General features: G+C 70.9%; 12 protein-coding genes. 3 read left to right on the top strand and 9 right to left on the bottom strand.

The window, feature by feature from the left end; genetic code table 11:
* Window positions 1-195: 195 nt before the first annotated feature.
* Window positions 196-2229 carry a M4 family metallopeptidase gene (locus OG741_RS27665; protein ID WP_405602313.1) on the top strand — a complete coding sequence of 678 codons (2034 nt, stop codon included), beginning with the start codon at window positions 196-198 and terminating at the stop codon, window positions 2227-2229.
* A gap of 77 nt (window positions 2230-2306) precedes the next feature.
* Here OG741_RS27665 and OG741_RS27660 read toward each other — a convergent pair whose 3' ends face one another.
* The gene (locus tag OG741_RS27660) at window positions 2307-2945 is read right to left on the bottom strand and encodes an NADPH-dependent F420 reductase (protein WP_405602312.1); all 639 of its coding nucleotides are present in this window, start codon (window positions 2943-2945) and stop codon (window positions 2307-2309) included.
* Between the two features lie 41 nt (window positions 2946-2986).
* Complete coding sequence (locus tag OG741_RS27655) at window positions 2987-3838, bottom strand: inositol monophosphatase family protein (protein WP_405602310.1); 852 nt, start codon at window positions 3836-3838, stop codon at window positions 2987-2989.
* Window positions 3839-3964: 126 nt separating this feature from the next.
* Here OG741_RS27655 and OG741_RS27650 point away from each other — a divergent pair, with 126 nt between their 5' ends.
* Complete coding sequence (locus tag OG741_RS27650) at window positions 3965-4876, top strand: LysR family transcriptional regulator (protein ID WP_405602307.1); 912 nt, start codon at window positions 3965-3967, stop codon at window positions 4874-4876.
* A gap of 15 nt (window positions 4877-4891) precedes the next feature.
* Here OG741_RS27650 and OG741_RS27645 read toward each other — a convergent pair whose 3' ends face one another.
* The 7 genes from OG741_RS27645 to OG741_RS27615 all read right to left on the bottom strand — a co-directional run bounded on the left by OG741_RS27645 (window position 4892) and on the right by OG741_RS27615 (window position 15632).
* The gene (locus OG741_RS27645) at window positions 4892-6124 is read right to left on the bottom strand and encodes an alginate lyase family protein (protein ID WP_405602305.1); all 1233 of its coding nucleotides are present in this window, start codon (window positions 6122-6124) and stop codon (window positions 4892-4894) included.
* A 185-nt stretch (window positions 6125-6309) separates the two neighbouring features.
* Window positions 6310-8985 (bottom strand): alpha-glucan family phosphorylase, encoded by a 2676-nt coding sequence (glgP, locus tag OG741_RS27640; protein ID WP_405602303.1) that lies wholly within the window; start codon window positions 8983-8985, stop codon window positions 6310-6312.
* A 161-nt stretch (window positions 8986-9146) separates the two neighbouring features.
* The gene (locus OG741_RS27635) at window positions 9147-10433 is read right to left on the bottom strand and encodes a flavin-dependent oxidoreductase (protein WP_405602301.1); all 1287 of its coding nucleotides are present in this window, start codon (window positions 10431-10433) and stop codon (window positions 9147-9149) included.
* Window positions 10434-10451: 18 nt separating this feature from the next.
* Window positions 10452-11573 carry a monodechloroaminopyrrolnitrin synthase PrnB family protein gene (locus tag OG741_RS27630; RefSeq protein WP_405602298.1) on the bottom strand — a complete coding sequence of 374 codons (1122 nt, stop codon included), beginning with the start codon at window positions 11571-11573 and terminating at the stop codon, window positions 10452-10454.
* Between the two features lie 126 nt (window positions 11574-11699).
* On the bottom strand, window positions 11700-13115 hold the full coding sequence (locus tag OG741_RS27625; protein WP_405602296.1) for an MFS transporter: 1416 nt from the start codon (window positions 13113-13115) through the stop codon (window positions 11700-11702).
* Window positions 13112-14560, bottom strand: coding sequence for a 4-hydroxyphenylacetate 3-hydroxylase family protein (locus OG741_RS27620; protein WP_405602295.1), 1449 nt, complete (start codon window positions 14558-14560; stop codon window positions 13112-13114). The genes OG741_RS27625 and OG741_RS27620 overlap by 4 nt, the downstream gene beginning before the upstream one ends.
* A gap of 103 nt (window positions 14561-14663) precedes the next feature.
* Window positions 14664-15632 carry an AraC family transcriptional regulator gene (locus OG741_RS27615; RefSeq protein WP_405602293.1) on the bottom strand — a complete coding sequence of 323 codons (969 nt, stop codon included), beginning with the start codon at window positions 15630-15632 and terminating at the stop codon, window positions 14664-14666.
* Window positions 15633-15750: 118 nt separating this feature from the next.
* Here OG741_RS27615 and OG741_RS27610 point away from each other — a divergent pair, with 118 nt between their 5' ends.
* The gene (locus OG741_RS27610) at window positions 15751-16680 is read left to right on the top strand and encodes an SDR family oxidoreductase (protein ID WP_405602290.1); all 930 of its coding nucleotides are present in this window, start codon (window positions 15751-15753) and stop codon (window positions 16678-16680) included.
* The last annotated feature ends 473 nt before the right edge of the window (window positions 16681-17153 follow it).

Here is a 17153-nt window from a genome sequence, read left to right as displayed (position 1 = left end):
TGATCGCCGAAACGTCCGCTTAACGAACACGACCATTCAGGCACCGGACGATTTCCGGCCAACCTGTTGACGCGCTCCTGACAGGAGGCGTTCAGTGCTGGCACTCTTCCCCCGATCCACGCTCTACATGCTCCGCATGCTCTGCCCGGCCGACCCACCCAGTCGGCCGGTACCCCCCTCGCAGAAGGAGTTCGCGTGAGACCCACGCCTCGCCGGCGCGCCACCGCGACCGGAGCTCTCATAGCCACCGCCGCTCTCCTGGCGGTCGGATTCCAGACCGGCACCTCTTCGGCCGACCCGGCGTCAACCGCCGTGCCGGCAGCGGCGAAAGCGGGGAAGGCCGACCCCGGCGCCCTGCCGCTGAATCTCTCCCCCGCGCAGCGCGCGGAGCTGATACGCAAGCAGAGCGCCACCACCGCCGCCACCGCCAGGGAACTGGGCCTGACCGCCCAGGAGAAGCTGGTCGTCCGGGACGTCACCCAGGACCGCGACGGCACCACGCACACCCGCTACGAGCGCACCTACTCCGGACTCCCGGTCCTCGGCGGTGACCTCGTGGTCGCCGAGACCAAGGCGGGCGCCACCGAGTCGGTCACCAAGGCGTCGGCAGCGACCCTGAAGAACGTGGACACCAGCGCCGGCATCGCGCCGGCCGCCGCCGAGAAGCAGGCGCTGGGCGCGGCGAAGGCGGAGGGCTCGGCGAAGACGAAGGCCGACCGTGCGCCGCGCAAGGTGGTCTGGATGGCCAAGGGCACGCCGACTCTCGCGTACGAGACGGTCGTGGGCGGCATCCAGCACGACGGCACGCCGAACGAGCTGCACGTCGTCACCGACGCCGCCACGGGCGCGAAGCTCTTCGAGTGGCAGGCCGTCGAGAACGGCACCGGCAACACGCAGTACAGCGGCCAGGTGACCCTCGGCTCCACGCAGTCGGGCTCGACGTACAACCTGACCGACGGCGGCCGCGGCAACACCAAGACGTACAACCTCAACCGCGGCACCTCGGGCACCGGTACGCTGTTCTCGGGTCCGGACGACATCTGGGGCGACGGCACCCCGTCCAACCTGGAGACCGCGGGTGCGGACGCCGCGTTTGGCGCCGGGATCACCTGGGACTACTACAAGAACGTGCACGGCCGCTCCGGCATCCGCGGTGACGGCGTCGGCGCGTACTCCCGCGTCCACTACGGCAACAACTACGTCAACGCGTTCTGGCAGGACAGCTGCTTCTGCATGACGTACGGCGACGGCTCGGGCAACGCCAAGCCGCTCACCTCGATCGACGTGGCCGCCCACGAGATGACCCATGGTGTCACCGCCGCCACCGCGAAGCTCGTCTACAGCGGCGAGTCCGGCGGTCTCAACGAGGCGACCTCCGACATCTTCGCCGCCGCCGTCGAGTTCTACGCCAACAGCGCCCAGGACAAGGGCGACTACCTGGTCGGCGAGAAGATCGACATCAACGGCGACGGCACCCCGCTGCGCTACATGGACAAGCCGAGCAAGGACGGCGCGTCCAAGGACGCCTGGTACTCGGGCATCGGCGGCATCGACGTCCACTACTCCTCGGGTCCGGCGAACCACTGGTACTACCTGCTCTCCGAGGGCAGCGGCGCCAAGGTCATCAACGGGGTCAGCTACGACTCCCCGACCTCCGACGGTCTGCCCGTGACCGGCATCGGCCGGGACAAGGCCTCGCTGATCTGGTTCAAGGCGCTCACCACGAAGTTCAACTCCACGACCAACTACGCGGCTGCCCGCACCGGCACCATCGCGGTCGCGACGGAGCTGTACGGAGCCACCAGCGCCGAGGTCAAGTCGGTGACCGACGCGTGGGCCGGCATCAACGTCGGCGCCCGCCCCGGCGGCGGCGACCCGGGTGGCACGGTCTTCGAGAACACCGCTGACGTCTCCATCCCGGACAACGGCGCGGCGGTCACCTCCTCGGTCACCGTCACCGGCCGCACCGGCAACGCCCCGAGCACCCTCAAGGTCGGCGTGGACATCATCCACACCTGGCGCGGCGACCTCGTCGTCGACCTGGTCGCCCCGGACGGATCGGTCTACAACCTGAAGCCGTTCAGCGGCTCCGACTCCGCCGACAACGTCCAGGCCACCTACACCGTCAACGCCTCGTCCGAGGTCGCCAACGGCACCTGGAAGCTCCGCGTCCAGGACAAGGCGGCGTACGACACCGGCTACATCAACAGCTTCAAGCTCACCTTCTGAGCCTGGGCGCGAAGTGACACAAGGAACGTGACTCAAGGAAGCTGCCCGGGGGCCGAGCCCCCGGGCAGCTTGCGCGTTCAGCGGGCGACGGAAAGGGCCAACGGCCTCGGTCCGTGCCGGCGGAACAGGTGCGGGACGAGCAGGACCAGTGCCTCGGTCGCGCGGGCCGTGGTGATGTCACCCAGGTCCTCGATCCACTCCGGCCGCCAGCCGAGGTCGGCGAGCAGGCGGCCCACGGCCGCCTTGGCATCCTCGTCGTCGCCCGAGAGGAACGCCGTCGGCGGGGTGGACAGGCTCCCCGGGTCGGTCATGACCGTGAACAGCATGGTGTTGAGCGTCTTGACGACGCGGGTGCCGGGCAGTGCCTGCTGGAGCTGCTCGGCGAGGCTGCTGGTCGGGTAGCACAGTCCCCCCGGCAGTCCGTCCGCGCCGCGCTCGGTGGCGTTGGAGACGTCGACGAGGATCGTGCCGTCCAACTCCTCTCGCAGCGCGGTGAGCCGCTGCAGTGTGGTGTTGCCGGGGGTCGCGTTGATGACGACCGGGGCGTGGCGCGCGGTCCCGGCGTGGTCGGAGTGCCGGACGGCCGGACCGGTCCACTGGGCCGCTGTGGCGGTGGGGTTGCGGGATCCGACGGTCACCTCGTGTCCGACGGACGCGAGTTGGGCGGCGAGGCCGGTGGCCACTCGGCCGGATCCGAGAATGCCGATGCTGGTCATGGCGGTGTGCTCCGTTGCTGCTCGGGTACGGGACGGACGGGTCAGGCGACGGTGGCCAGGGCGTCGACAGCGGCCTGGTGGATTCCGGGGGCGGCGGCCAGGAAGTCCTCACTGGCCAGGGTCCACGGGCGTCCGCGGGTGTCGCTGACCTTCCCGCCCGCCTCCGAGACCAGCAGGGCGCCCGGCACCAGCCCGGAGCGGACCTGGCTGTACTGCCAGAAGGCATCCGTCCGCCCGGCTGCGACATGGACCAGCTGCAGGGTGGCAGGCACGGATACACCCACCAGCAAGGCGCGTTCCATCATCGCGGTGACCGACCGGCCGATACGGCGGTAGGTCTCGGAGCCCTCGCCGGGTGCCGCCTGGCCGGTGTAGACGTAGGCCGCGTCCAGATCGGTCTTGGCCGAGGGACGCAGCCGTACTCCGTCGAGGTGAGCGCCGCCCCCGAGAACCGCGGTGTAGAGGCCGCCGGTCACCGGCTGACTCACCGCCGTGACGACCGGCACGTTGTCACGCACCAAGGTGGCGGTGACGCACCAATGGGTCATCCCGTGAACGTGGTTGACGGCCCCTTCCACCGGGTCGCAGATCCACCACTCGCCCTTGGGCAGGACACCGGTGTCCAGCTCGTCCTCGACCCACCCCGCTCCCGGGCGTGCGGCCAGAAGAGGGTCGCGCAGATACTCCAGCGACACCGCGTCGCCTGCCTGGATCGCGTCGGCTATCCCGGTCCGGTCCACCGGGCGGGCGTCGTAGGAGAACTCCGCGAGCATCCGTGCCCCCGCCGCCTGGACGGCGTCGACGACGGCGGGCAGCAGCGCCTGGTCGGCGGCTGCCGCCGAGCGCTGGGCGTCGGACATGGTGCCCTGCGGGCTGTTGGTGTCGGTGGACATGGGTCTCCCCCAGGAAGTCGATGGTCCGCCCGGCGCGTTGCCGCGCCGGACCGCTGATGTCATCCGACGGTAGGCTTCGGCACATACGACTTCAAATGCATGTTATGCAAGTCAAGGATTACCCCCATGCAACTGGATCTGAATCTGCTCACCGCCCTGAACGCGCTGCTCGAAGAGGGCAGCGTGGCCGGCGCGGCCGACCGTCTGCACCTGTCGCAGCCCGCCATGAGCCGCACGCTCGGCCGGATCAGACGCGCCACCGGCGACCAGATCCTGGTCCGCACGGGCCGGAACATGACGCCCACACCCCGTGCCCTCGCGATGCGCGACGAGGTGCACAGCCTCGTGTCGCAGGCCCATGCCGTGCTGTCCCCCGATCAGGATCTCGATCTGGGCACGCTGGAGCGCACCTTCACGCTTCAGTGCCACGACGCCGTGACCACGGCGATCGGCCCGGGGCTTCTGGAGACCATCAGGTCCCGGGCTCCCGGCGTGACGCTGCGGCTCCTCGCCGAAGCCCCCAGCGACACCAGCGATCTGCGGCACGGGCGTGTCGATCTGGAGATCGGCTCGGCCGAACCGGCTCTCCCGGAGATCCACTTCGAGACCATCGGCCACGATCATCTCGTCGTGGCAATCCGCCCGGACCACCCGCTGGCGGACGGCGAGCTCACCGTCGAGCGCTACGCGGGCGCCCGGCACATCACCGTCTCCCGCCGCGGTCGCCTGCACGACCCCGTCGACGACGCCCTGGCCGCCCGCGGACTGCGGCGCCGCGTCGTCGCCGCGGCCCCGACCAGCACGGCGGCCCTTCATCTCGTCAGCCGGAGCGATCTTGTCGTCGCGGTCCCGGAGCGCATGTGCCGCCCCACCGTGGCCGCACTCGGCCTGCGCACGCCGGCCGTCCCGCTCAACCTGGCGCCCGCCCGCATCAACCACGCATGGCACCACCGCTACGACACGGACAAGGCCCATGCGTGGTTGCGCACCCAGGTCCGCGAGGAACTCCAGGCGATCTGCGGGCACGCCGACACATAGTCCAGGGAGCTTCCGCTAGGCGGGGTTGCCCGCGTGCGTCAGGGTCTCCCAGGCGACGAACAGGTTGTTCGAACCCGCGGGACGCTGCTGCTCCGTGAGGCGCTGGGTGTTGCTCATCTCGTAGCCCATGCGGTTGTGCAGCGCGTTGTAGCCGACCTCGGTGACCGGGCCGAGTTTGTCCTTGAGGCTGCCGTTGCACAGGTTGGCGGGCACCGGCCGGCCAAGCTGGTACTTGGCGTGCAGGCCCAGCGCGTGCCGGAGCCGGTCGGCGATCTCCGGGTAGAGGTCCTGGCCCTGGATGCGGCTGGTCTCGGCGATGTGCGAGACGGCGGAGAGGCCGTATCCGGTGTGGGTCAGATCGCGGCAAGTCTCCTGGCTGAGACCGTTCATGAAGGTCGACTGGCCCTGCCAGTACTTGATGATCTTCTCCCGTGTGTCGAGCCCCGAGCCGGGTGCGGTCCTGGGCAGCGACCCGTCGGTGGTCAGGTAGATGTACGCCGGGACGCGGCCGCGGAACTTCGAGACGGCCTTGTCGTACGCCGTCCGGTCCTCCAGGAAGACGGCGATGCCGATCGCCGCCTCCATCATGCTCAGTTCCCAATTGCCGTTGGAATGCGAGCCGTTGATGACCTTGGGGAGGTAGACAGTGCGCAGCATGGTGCCGAAGCGGCCGGAGTTCGGCCAGGAGCTGTAGGTGTACTTGACGATCTCCGCGGCCCTCGGCCAGGAGGAGCCCGCCCAGCCGGTCTGCAGCGGGGCGTTGCTGTTGGTGTGGTCCCTGATCACGGCGGACCACGCGTCCATGATCTCGATCGACTTCCGGGCGTAGCGGCTGTCCGAGCCGATGTACCAGGCCAGCGCCAGGGTGTACGCGGCGATGGCGTCCTCGCGCTCGTCCGTGCAGCCGTAGTTGGGGTTGGAGTACGAGCCGCACTCGACGACCGCGCGAGGCTTGGCGGTACGCGTGAGCGAGGCGTACTTGCTGGCGAGCATCTGGTCGTAGGCGGCCTTCCAGGGCTGGGAGCCCGCCGTGACCTTGGCTTTCACGAAGTCGAGCTGGGAGCGGCCGACGAGCACGCCGGGGTGGGTGAAGTCCGCGGGCGCGGCGGCCTGTCGGGCGGCGGCGGGGGTTTCTTTCACGGCGGAGGCCGGGGCTGTAAGCACCGCGGCGAGCGCGGCGGCCAGGACGGTGGCGAGGATGAGCAGCAGTGCTTTGGGCCTGCGCAGGGCACGTGATCCGGTACGCATGGGGGGTTGCCTTCCGGTGGGGGTCGCACTCCAACGAGGTTCACTCACCTGAACGTTGAGCGTAGGAGTGAACTCGCGGTGCGTGAGGAAACTAAAGGCATCCCATGAGCACGTCAAGACTTTGACTTCACGGCATGAAAAAAGGGCGGCACGGTGCCGGGCACCGTGCCGCCCCAGAAGCCGCCTCAGCGCATCAGCACGCCCGCGCCCTCCCCCGTCGCCTCCGTGGGCAGCGCCACCAGCCCCAGGTCGGCGCTGGCCGCGAGCAGCGGATGGGCCGGCAGGATGCGCACCGTATAGCCGAACGGCCCCGTGCGGTCCAGCGAGAGCGGGCCCTCGTAGACCCAGCGGCCCTCCAGGTCGGGCCCGCCCGCAGGCTTGAGCGGGAAGGTCTGGGCCTCGGCGATCGCGTCGTCCGGGTCGACGCGGCCGGACACCGCCTGCACCTCGACATCGTCCGGCTGGAGTTCGCCGAGTGCGACCCGCACCCGCAGGGCCAGCGTGGAGCCCAGCTCCGCCGTTCCCCCGGCAGCCGACTGCTCCAGCGCCTCCACATGGTCGACGGCCACATGCGGCCAGCTCATCCGCACCCGGCCCTTCCAGGACGCCAACTCCCGTGCCGTGTCCGCGTTCAGGGACCGGTGGGCCCGGGCGGCCGGGGCGTACAGACGCTCCACGTACTCCCGGACCATGCGACCCGCGAGCACCTTCGGGCCGAGCGTGGTCAGCGTGCGCCGGACCATCTCGATCCAGCGCTGCGGCAGCCCGCTCGCGCCCCGGTCGTAGAAGCGGGGCGCCACCCGGTTCTCGATCAGCTCGTACAGCGCGCCCGCCTCCAGCTCGTCACGCCGGTCGTCGTCCGTCGCCGAGCCGTCGGCGGTCGGGATCGCCCAGCCGAAGTCCGGCTCGAACCACTCGTCCCACCAGCCGTCGAGGACGGACAGATTGAGGCAGCCGTTGAGCGCGGCCTTCATTCCGCTCGTGCCGCACGCCTCCAGCGGCCGCAGCGGATTGTTCAGCCAGACGTCGCAGCCCGGGTAGAGCTTTTGCGCCATCGCCATCCCGTAGTCGGGCAGGAATACGATCCGGTGGCGCACCCGCGGATCGTCGGCGAACCGCACCAGCTCCTGCACCAGCCGCTTGCCGCCGTCGTCCGCCGGATGTGCCTTGCCCGCGACGACGATCTGCACCGGCCTGGTCGGATGCAGCAGCAGCTCCATCAGCCGGTCGCGGTCGCGCAGCATGAGCGTGAGCCGTTTGTACGAGGGGACCCGGCGGGCGAAGCCGATGGTGAGGACGTCGGGGTCGAGCACCCCGTCGACCCAGCCCAGTTCGGCCGCTCCGGCGCCCCGCTGGCGCCAGGAGGCCCGCAGCCTCTCCCGTACCTCCAGGACCAGCTGCTCACGAAGCTCACGGCGCAGCTCCCAGATGTCGGCGTCCGGGATGTCCGCGACGGCGTCCCAGCGCTGGGAGCCGCCGACGGACAGGGCGTCCTCCGCGCGGCTGGTGCCGATCTGGCGCACGCCGAGCCGGAACACCTCGGGCGCCACCCAGGTCGGCGCGTGCACCCCGTTGGTGACGGAGGTGATGGGCACCTCCTCGGCGTCGAAGCCGGGCCACAGCCCGGCGAACATGCCGCGGCTGACGGCCCCGTGCAGTGTGGAGACGCCGTTGGCGCGCTGGGCGAGCCGCAGGCCCATCACCGCCATGTTGAAGAGGTTGGGCTCGCCGCCCGGATAGGTCTCCATGCCGAGATGGAGCACCTTCTCGACCGGGACTCCGGGCAGCTCTCCGCGCTCCCCGAAATGGCGGGCGACGAGTTCGCGGTCGAACCGGTCGATCCCGGCGGGCACGGGTGTGTGGGTGGTGAACACGGTCCCGGCGCGTACGGCTTCGAGCGCGGCGTCGAAGTCGAGGTCCTGGCCGCCGCGCTCCTGGGGTTCGCCCAGTTCGCGGATGCGCTCCAGACCGAGGAAGCCGGCGTGGCCCTCGTTGGTGTGGAACACCTCGGGCGCGGGATGGCCGGTGAGGCGGCAGTACACCCGCACCGCCCGTACGCCCCCGATGCCCAGCAGCATCTCCTGGAGAAGCCGGTGCTCGCTGCCGCCGCCATAGAGCCGGTCGGTGACATCGCGCTCGCCGTGGCCGTTCTCCTCGACGTCCGAGTCGAGCATCAGCAGCGGTACGCGGCCGACCCGCGCCATCCAGATGTGCGCGCGCAGCGAGCGCCCGCCGGGCAGCGCGAGGGACACCAGGCAGGGTGTCCCGTCGGGCTCCCGCAGCAGGCTGACGGGCAGTTCGTTGGGGTCGAGCAGCGGATAGTGCTCCTGCTGCCAGCCGTCGCGGGACAGCGACTGGCGGAAGTAGCCGTGGCGGTAGAGCAGCCCGACGCCGATCAGCGGCACGCCGAGGTCGCTCGCGGCCTTGAGATGGTCGCCGGCCAGGATGCCCAGGCCGCCGGAGTACTGGGGCAGTGCGGCGGTGACACCGAACTCGGGCGAGAAGTAGGCGACCGCTGCGGGGAATTCGGCGCCCTCGGGGTCATGGTCCCCCAGGGCGCCACTGTGTGCCTGGTACCACCTGCGACCGTGCAGGTAGTCGTCCAGGTCGTCGGCGACGGCGGCGAGTCTGCGCAGAAAGCGCCGGTCCCCGGCCAGCTCCGCCAGCCGGGTGGCGGACACCGATCCGAGCAGTCGTACGGGATCGCCACCCGCCGCCTGCCAGCCGTCGGGGTCGACGGCCTGGAAGAGGTCACGGGTCTCGGTGTGCCAGGACCAGCGCAGATTGCGCGCCAGTTCACTGAGCGGAAGAAGCGGTTCGGGGAGGACGGGGCGGACGGTGAATCGACGAATGGCCTTCACAGGTTCCACCTTCGCAGGGGAGGTACGCATCCGAGGGGACGCACGACGGTGTGCGTCCTTTTCCGTCCCGACAGACGGTAGTGGTACCCCGCCCTCCTCAACCACGGCGCGCGCCGGGCCCACGGGCGGGCGCCGGTGCATTCAGCCCGTCGAAGGGGCGCTCAGCGCGGCGAGCGCACCGCCGGGTCGTAGGGAGAGCCCTGGTTGACGGTCCCCGGGTCGAAGGCCCCGGTGGCCGCGTACCGGGCGGCGATCTCGGCGAGTTCCCGCTTCGGGATCACCTCGTCGATGTCGGTGAAGCCACCGGGGGCGCGCTCGTGGGCGAGGTTGATGACGACCTCGGGGCCGAGGCGGCGGTTCGCCTGCTGGAGTTCGGTCATCGCGGGCCTGCGTTCGGCCTCGTACGCGGCAAGGGCGCGGGCCGGGTCGGGGTGCAGGGCCATGGCGTGACCGAGCGCGCGGGCGTCGATGATGGACTGGGTCGCGCCGTTGGAGCCGATCGGGTACATGGCGTGGGCCGCGTCACCGGTCAGCGTCGTACGGCCGACGGACCAGCGCTCCAGCGGATCGCGGTCCACCATCGGGTACTCGAAGGCGCCTTCGGCGGCCCGGAGCACCTGGGGGACGCTGACGCCGTCGAAGTCCCAGCCCTCGTAGTGGTGCAGGAATTTCTCGACCGGGACCTCCCGGTTCCAGTCTCCGCGCGTAGCGTCTCCGGCGGAGTCGGCGGGCATCGCGAGCGCCCAGTTGACCAGCACCTCGCCGCTGTCCCTGTCGGGCTCGGTCATCGGGTAGACCACGGCCTTCTGGCGGTCGTCGCCCGCGATGAACATGAAGGTGCCGGTCTGGTGGGCGGGCATCCACGAGACGCCGCGCCAGACGAGCATGCCGTTCCACGGCGGCTCGCCCTCGCCCGGGTTGAGCGCAGCGCGCACCGTGGAGCGGATGCCGTCGGCGCCGATGAGGACGTCGGGTTCGAGGGACGCCCTGCCGCGCCGGGCGCCGTCGCGGTGTTCGAGCTGGACCCGGGGGCGGCCGTCGGCGAGCGGTTCGAGGCCGGTGACCTTGACGCCGCCGACGATCGCGCCGGGCCCGAGCCGGGCGCGTACCGCGTCGGCGAGCGCGCGCTGGAGTTCGCCGCGCTGGATGGAGAGCTGGGGCCAGTGGTAGCCGGCGCCGAGGCCGCGCGGCTCGCGGGAGATGAGGCCGCCGCTGCGGTGGTAGTAGCGCAGCTCACGGGTGCGTACGGAGCACTCCTCCAGCCGGTCGAGCAGCCCGAGCGCGTCGAGTTCGCGCACCGCGTTGGGCATGATGTTCAGCCCGGCGCCGACCGGGCGCAGCTCGCGGACCGTCTCGACGACGGTGATCCGCTCGAATCCGGCGGTGTGCAGGGCGAGTGCCGCGGTGAGCCCGGCGATTCCTCCGCCGGCGATCATGATGTGGGTCATGGGGACCTCCAGGGACGGTCAGACGACGGGGGTGCGCGGCCGCTCGATCGAACGGCGTACGAGGGTCTCGTTGTCCCGGGTCAGATCGAGCACGGAGCGGAGCAGCTCGATGGGGGCGCCGCCGCTGCCCACCTCGTACAGCCGCACCTCCTCGTCGTACGCCTTGCGGGCGATGGTCATGTGGCGGGCCCGGAAGGTCTTGAGGATGCGCAGCACGCGGGCGAGGGAGACGGCGGACGCGGCGAGCTGCGGCGGCAGCCGGTGGGCCGCCTCCCAGCTGATGGCGGCCGAGAGCTTGGAGACGGCGGAGGTCCCGCCCTTGTGCTCGGCGTAGTGGTCGCGCCAGGAGGGGAGGCTGTAGCGCACCGAGTCGTCGAGGAAGGCGTCGTAGGCCCGGTTGCTGCGGTCGCACTGCCACAGCGTCAGATCGACCAGCCAGAGCGGCACCTGGGCGGCGGCCGGGCCCAGGTACTCGGTGCCCGCGACGTCGATCTCCTCGAAGTAGGAGCGCATCCGGGTCGCGAAGAAGACCGGCGAGACATTGGCGACGGTGAAGTCGATGGAGTCGACCATGGACTGCACATGCTGGGCGGTGCGGTCGAGCGCGAGGGCGAAGCCCGGTTCGTAGGGCTCCCTGCGGGCGAGTTCCGCGCAGGTGTCGAGCGCCGCCACCAGGCTGGGGAAGACCATCCGGACCGCGTCCTGGAGATTGCTCTCCATGATGTCGCCGGTGTACATCCGCTGCCGGGCGCCGAGCGGGTTCCAGGTCGTGTAGTGGTGCACGGTGTCGCGCGGCACCATGTCGGTGCGCCGGCCCAGCTCTTCGAGCACCGGAAGGACGTCGGGCACCGCCGCGACGGGCTCGACGCCGTGCCGTTTGAGCGATCCGAGCAGGATGCCGAGGTCGCGCATGGCGGCGAGCGCGTCGGTGACGCCGAGCGTGGCGACGCGTTCGGGCTCGGGCACCAGGGTGCGCAGGGCGACGGTGAGCGCGGGCACATCGGCGTCGGCGTTCATCGCGGGCAGGGCCGCGAGCAGCGCGTCGGCGCCGAGCGGGTCGGCCGCGCGTATCTCGGCTATCCGGTAGCGCGGATCGCAGCGCGACTGGAGACCGGGCGCGACAAGGTCGTACAGGGTCAACGGAATGCCCCCCTCGGGCAACGTCGGTTCAGTGGGTGGGATGCGGCGCAGTTGCTCGCGTCACGCGCTCACCGGACGCTTTCGCCGCCTGCGTACGCCTGCGCGGTACGCACTCGCCGCACACGGTCACTCCACGGCACCGCCCACAGGGTCCCGGCGCGGTGGCGCCGGGGCGGGCCCGGGCAGCCGCAGTCGTACGCAGAGCAGGGCGGCCAGTGCGGCGAAGGCGGCGCCGGCCAGCAGCGCGGAGCGGAAGCCGGAGGTCTGGGCGGCGGCCGAAGGGCCGCCTCCGGCGGTGGCCACGGCCACCAGGACGGCGAGCCCGAGCACCGAGCCGAACTGCTGGCTGGTGTTGACGAGTCCGGAGGCGAGGCCGGTCTCCTCGGGCGCGGCATCCGCGGTGGCGGCCACGTTGGTAGTGACCACGACCAGCGGCAGGGCGACGCCGAGGACCAGGCTGGGTGCCAGGACCGTCGTTGCGAAGGTTCCGTCGGCGGACAGGGCGAGCGCCAGCCACACCATGCCCGCGACGAGGAGCCCGAAGCCGGCGGTCATGGTGGCCCTGAGCCCGATCCGGACGATGAGGCGGCCTGTCTGCGGGGCGACGGCGACCACCACCAGTGACAGCGGCAGCAGTCCGAGTCCGCCGGTCAGCGGGGACTGTTCGAGAACGCTCTGCAGATAAAGGCTGACCAGGAAGAACATCGGGAACAGCGCCATCTGGGCCAGTGCGCTGAGGATGTTGGCGTCCCGCAGCGCGGGCCGTCGCAGCACGGCGGGCGGCACCAGCGGGCTCGGAAGCCTCGACTCCAGTACGGCGAAGGCCGCGAGCAGCGCGAGGCCCGCACCGCCGGCGGAGAGGGTCCGGGTGCTGGTCCACCCGGACTCGCCCGCGCCGACGAGTGCGTACGCCACCAGCCCGAGGCCGCCGGTGGCCGTGAGTGCTCCGCCCAGGTCGAAGCCGGACCGTGCGCTGCGCGTCCCCCCGTTGAGAACGCGCAGAGCGAGCAGTCCCATGACCAGAGCGAGGAGCACATTGAGCCAGAACGTGGAGCGCCAGCCGAGCAGATCGGTGAGCACTCCGCCGAGCACGGTGCCGAGCACCCCGCCCAGTCCGCCCATCGCGGCGAAGGCCCCGAGCGCCTTGTGCCGTCCGGGCCCGTCCGGGAACAGGTTGAGCAGCAGTGCGAACGCCGCGGCGGCGGCGAAGGCGGCGCCCACGCCCTGCACGGACCGCGCGGCGATCAGGGCGCCCGGCGTCCCGGCGAGCCCGCCCGCCGCGGAGGCGGCGGCAAGCAGTCCCAGACCGCCGAGGTAGAGCAGCCGGTGGCCGAGCAGATCGGCCAGGCGCCCCCCGAGCAGCAGCAGTCCGCCGAAGGCGATGAGGTAGGCGTTGGCCACCCAGGACAGTCCGGCCGAGCCGGAGCCGAGGTCGTCGCCGACCGACGGCAGCGCGACATTGACGATGGCCGTGTCCATGATCAGCAGCAACTGGGTGGAGGCGAGCAGCGCGAGCGCGGCGCCCGGACGGGCCGAGGTCACTGGCCCGTCCTCGGGTCCCGGTCCTCGCCCAGGCCGTATCCCTCGAGACAGGCCTGGGCCAGTTCCTCGCAGCTCTCCGCGCCGCCCGCCCACGTCTGCATGGTCAGATAGACGTGGGGGGCGCCATGGTAGAAGCGCTCGTACTGCTCATGGCGTCCGGCGAACTCCGAACCGAGCGCGTCCCACACCAGCTTGAGCAGCTTGACCCGGTCCTCGGCCGGGGTGCCGGGCACGCGCAGATACTTCCTCACGACCGGCCCGAGCTGCGGGTGCAGCAGATCCCCGCCGGAAGCCGGGAGCTGGATGATGCCACCGCCCGCGAGCAGCTTGATCTCCTGGACGGCGCGCGGGTAGATCTCCCCGGACATGATGCGCTGGGCGTAGGAGATCTCCCGGCCCGGCATGACGCCGCCGCGGCCGCCGTCGACCTGCTCATGGCTGGCCTCGGCCGCCAGTACGAAGGCCTTGGCCTGGGCGACCATGCCGAGCAGCCGCCCGACCGCCTGGGTGACGGCGGGGAGTTGGGAGGTGTTGTTGGCACGAGTCAGCAGAATGGCGAGGCCGGTGAGGAATTCGAGCTTGGTCCAGAAGCGGGTGGCCGCCTGGTGGCTGAAGTTGAGATAGGCGGGCGTCGCCCACCACATCGCCGCGGTGGCCTCGGCATTGCGGTAGGTCAGCACCCGCTCCCACGGTACGAAGACCTCGTCGCAGACCAGCAGCGCGTCGTTCTCGTCGAAGCGCGACGAGAGCGGGTTGTCGAAGACGCTGCGGGCCCCCGCCTCGTACGAAGTACGCGAGACGAGGGTCAGGCCCGGTGTGCCGACGGGCACTGAGAAGCAGAGCGCGTGCTCCACGTCATCGGGCGCCAGGGGCTCGATCGTGCCGACGAGCACCTCGTCGGCGAACACGGCCCCGGTGCCGATCATCTTGGCGCCGCTCACCACGATCCCGTCGTCCTTCTCGGCGACGACCCGCACGACCAGGTCGTCCTCCCCCACGCCGGACTGCGGGTTGGTGATGGTGAAGGCCGCGTACAGGTCGCCTTCGGCGAGCCTGCGGTGGTAGGCGAGGGCGTTGTCGGCACCGTCGAAGGAGTCGGTGGTGAAGACCTGGGGCAGAGCGGCGAAACCCGCTGCTCCACCTGCCATGTAGTCGGGCGTACGCCCGAGGAAGCCGAAGCTCGACTCGGTCCACACCTTGTAGGCGTGCCGCCGCGCGACCAGGTCCTCGTAGGAGCGCGGCACGGCGAAGGCGCGGTGGACGCCGCCGGAGGTGAGGACAGGGCTGTGCTCGGAGTCGTGCGCCAGGTCGTACAGGTGCGCGACCGACGCCGCGGTGTTGCGGAAGGCGGCATGGCGGGTGACGTCCTTGACCCGTTCGCCGTCGAGCCACACCTCACGCCCGTCACACAGCGATGCGAGGTATTCCTGGCCGGACCTGGTCAACGTCTCTCCTCGAACGGAACGTCCCCCGACACAGCCGAGCCTCGCTCCAGCCAGGGACACTGGGCAATGAACGACCGTCCAGCGGTGATTAAGAACCGGCCAGTCATGCAGCTGAGGGGCTTTTCGATCGGTACTCTCCCGGCGTCATTCCGTACCACTTGCGGAAGGCCAGGTGAAAACCGACCGAGCTCTGGTAGCCGACCCGCTCCGGCACGGCCGACTGGGGCAGCGACGTCTCCCCGAGCAGCCGGGCCGCCTCCTGCATCCGCCGCCCCGTCAGATGCCGGGCGGGCGCCTCGCCGACCAGCTCGCGGAAGGCCGCCGTGAACGCCGAGCGGGACATGCCGACCTCGCGGGCGAGCGACTCGATGGTCCAGGGCTCGGCGAACCGGGTCGCGATGATGACCATGGCCCGGCTGATACCGGGATGGCGCAGAACCGGCAGCGCGGAGGGATTGCGGGCCAGTTCGCGCAGCAGCGGCCGCAGCGCGAGCACCAGCGCCATCTCGAAGGCCCGCAGCGTGATCAGCCGGTCGCCGGGGCCGACCGGGCGGTCGGTGGCGGCGAGCAGCCGCAGCGTGTCGCGCAGCAGTGGCTCCCTGTCCACCTGGGAGTGGTCCAGCACCAGCGCCCAGGGCAGCGCCGTGTAGAGGTGGGTGGCCACGGAGGCGTCGTAGTGCAGCCCGGCGCAGAGCAGTCGGCTCTCGGGCCCGTTGCCCTCGATCCTGATCTCACCGGAGGTGCCCGGCGCGCGCTCGGGCAGTACGGTGCCGAGCGCGACGCCCCGCCGCTCCGGCCGGTCGGAGAGCCGGTGCGCGGTGCCGGTGGGAAAGACGGCGAGGTCGCCCTCGTGCAGTTCGAGCGGGGTCTGGCCCTCGGCCGTGATCCAGCAGCCGCCCTCGGTGATGAAGTGCAGTACGGCGCAGCTCTGTTCCGCGTCGCCCTCGATGGCCCAGGGGGCGCTGACATGCCAGCGGCTGTCGAAGACTCCCGTCAGACGTAAGGGTTTGAGCAGCTCGCTGAGGAGGTCGTCCCCTCCGCGCTTCGTCGGTTCCGTCTCCGTCGGTTCCATTGGACGATCCTTCAACCCCCGCCCCGGTTTGTTAATTGATCGGCCGAAGCCGCCGAAGCGAGCCTGGAAGAGCCGTTCACGGCAGCAGCCACACCCTATCGAAGGGCTCTTCAGACTTATGTCCGATCACATTCCGATGCGCGTAGCGGTCGTGGGGGCGACCGGGTTCCAGGGAGGTGCGACCGCCCGTCTGCTGGCCGAGCGGAAGCACCGCGTGCGCACACTGAGCCGCAAGCCCGAGGCCGATCGTCCGGAGCTGACCGGCGTTTCCGTCGCGAGCGGCGACCTCGGACGGTACGAGGACGTACGCCAGCTCTTCGAAGGGGCCACACACGCGGCGGTGGTGATGCCGCTGGTGTACCAGGCCGAGAAGGTCATGCGGTACGCCCAGCACATAGCGAAGGCGGCCCGCGAGGCCGGTGTGGGGCGGCTGGTCTACAACGCCAACACCCGTGTGCCCGACCGGAGCACGAATGTGGTGGCCTTCGAGACGCGCAGGCTCGCCGAGACGGTCTTCCGCGAGGGCCTCGCCCACAGCGGTGTGGAGCTGGTGGTCGTACGCCCGCCGGTCTATCTGGACAACCTCTTCAGCCCGTGGAACGGCCCGGCCCTGGTGAACGAGGGTGTGCTCGCCTACCCGCTGCCCGCCGACGTCCCGACGGCGTGGATCTCGCACCGGGACCTGGCGGAGGCGGTCTACGCGGCGCTCACGGTGGACGGTGTGGCGGGCCGTACCTTCGACATCGGCGGCGCGCAGACGCTGACGGGCGACGAGCTCGCGACGGCCTTCGGGCAGGGCCTCGGGCGCGCGGTCCGCTATGTGCCCCTGGAGCCGGGCGTCTTCGAGCAGGGGCTCGCCCAGATCCTGGGCGAGGAGTCGGCCGCCGGAGTGTCGGGGATCTACCACTACATGGCCACGGGCCTGGAGCCCGGCCTGATGGCGGGCGACGCGGGCGAATCGGCACAGGCGCTGTCGCTGAAGCCGGCGCCGGTGGACGAGTGGGTGGCACGGCAGCCGTGGCAGATGTGGTCGGGGGAGCAGTCATGAGCGCGCGGAGGCGAGAGCCGAGCTGGGGAGCGTAGCCGGGCCTACGCAATCGGGCGCGGGCCCCGACGCGAGTCGCGTCGGGGCCCGCGCCCGATTACGTACGCCACGTCTTGTGCAGTCACCTACGTCCTAGTAGTGCTGCATCCCCCGGGGGCAACCCCCGGACCCCCGGCACGAACCCCTCGGCCGCAACCCGGACCCCGGCCGCGTGCCCGATTACGTACGCCACGTCTTGTGCAGTCACCTACGTCCTAGCAGTGCTGCACACCCCGGGGGCAACCCCCGGACCCCCGGCACGAACCCCACGGCCGCAACCCGGACCCCGGCCGCGTGCCCGATTACGTACGCCACGTCTTGTGCAGTCACCTACGTCCTAGTAGTTAACACTCCACCGGATTGCCCACCCGAAGACCGTGGGAAGGCTCACCCGGTACGCATGCCACCGCACCCCTTCTCGACATTCTTTCCGCCCA

The sequence above is a fragment of the Streptomyces sp. NBC_01410 genome, from assembly GCF_045040195.1.
Lineage (GTDB): Bacteria > Actinomycetota > Actinomycetes > Streptomycetales > Streptomycetaceae > Streptomyces.
This window is presented reverse-complemented; position numbering and strand designations above follow the sequence as displayed.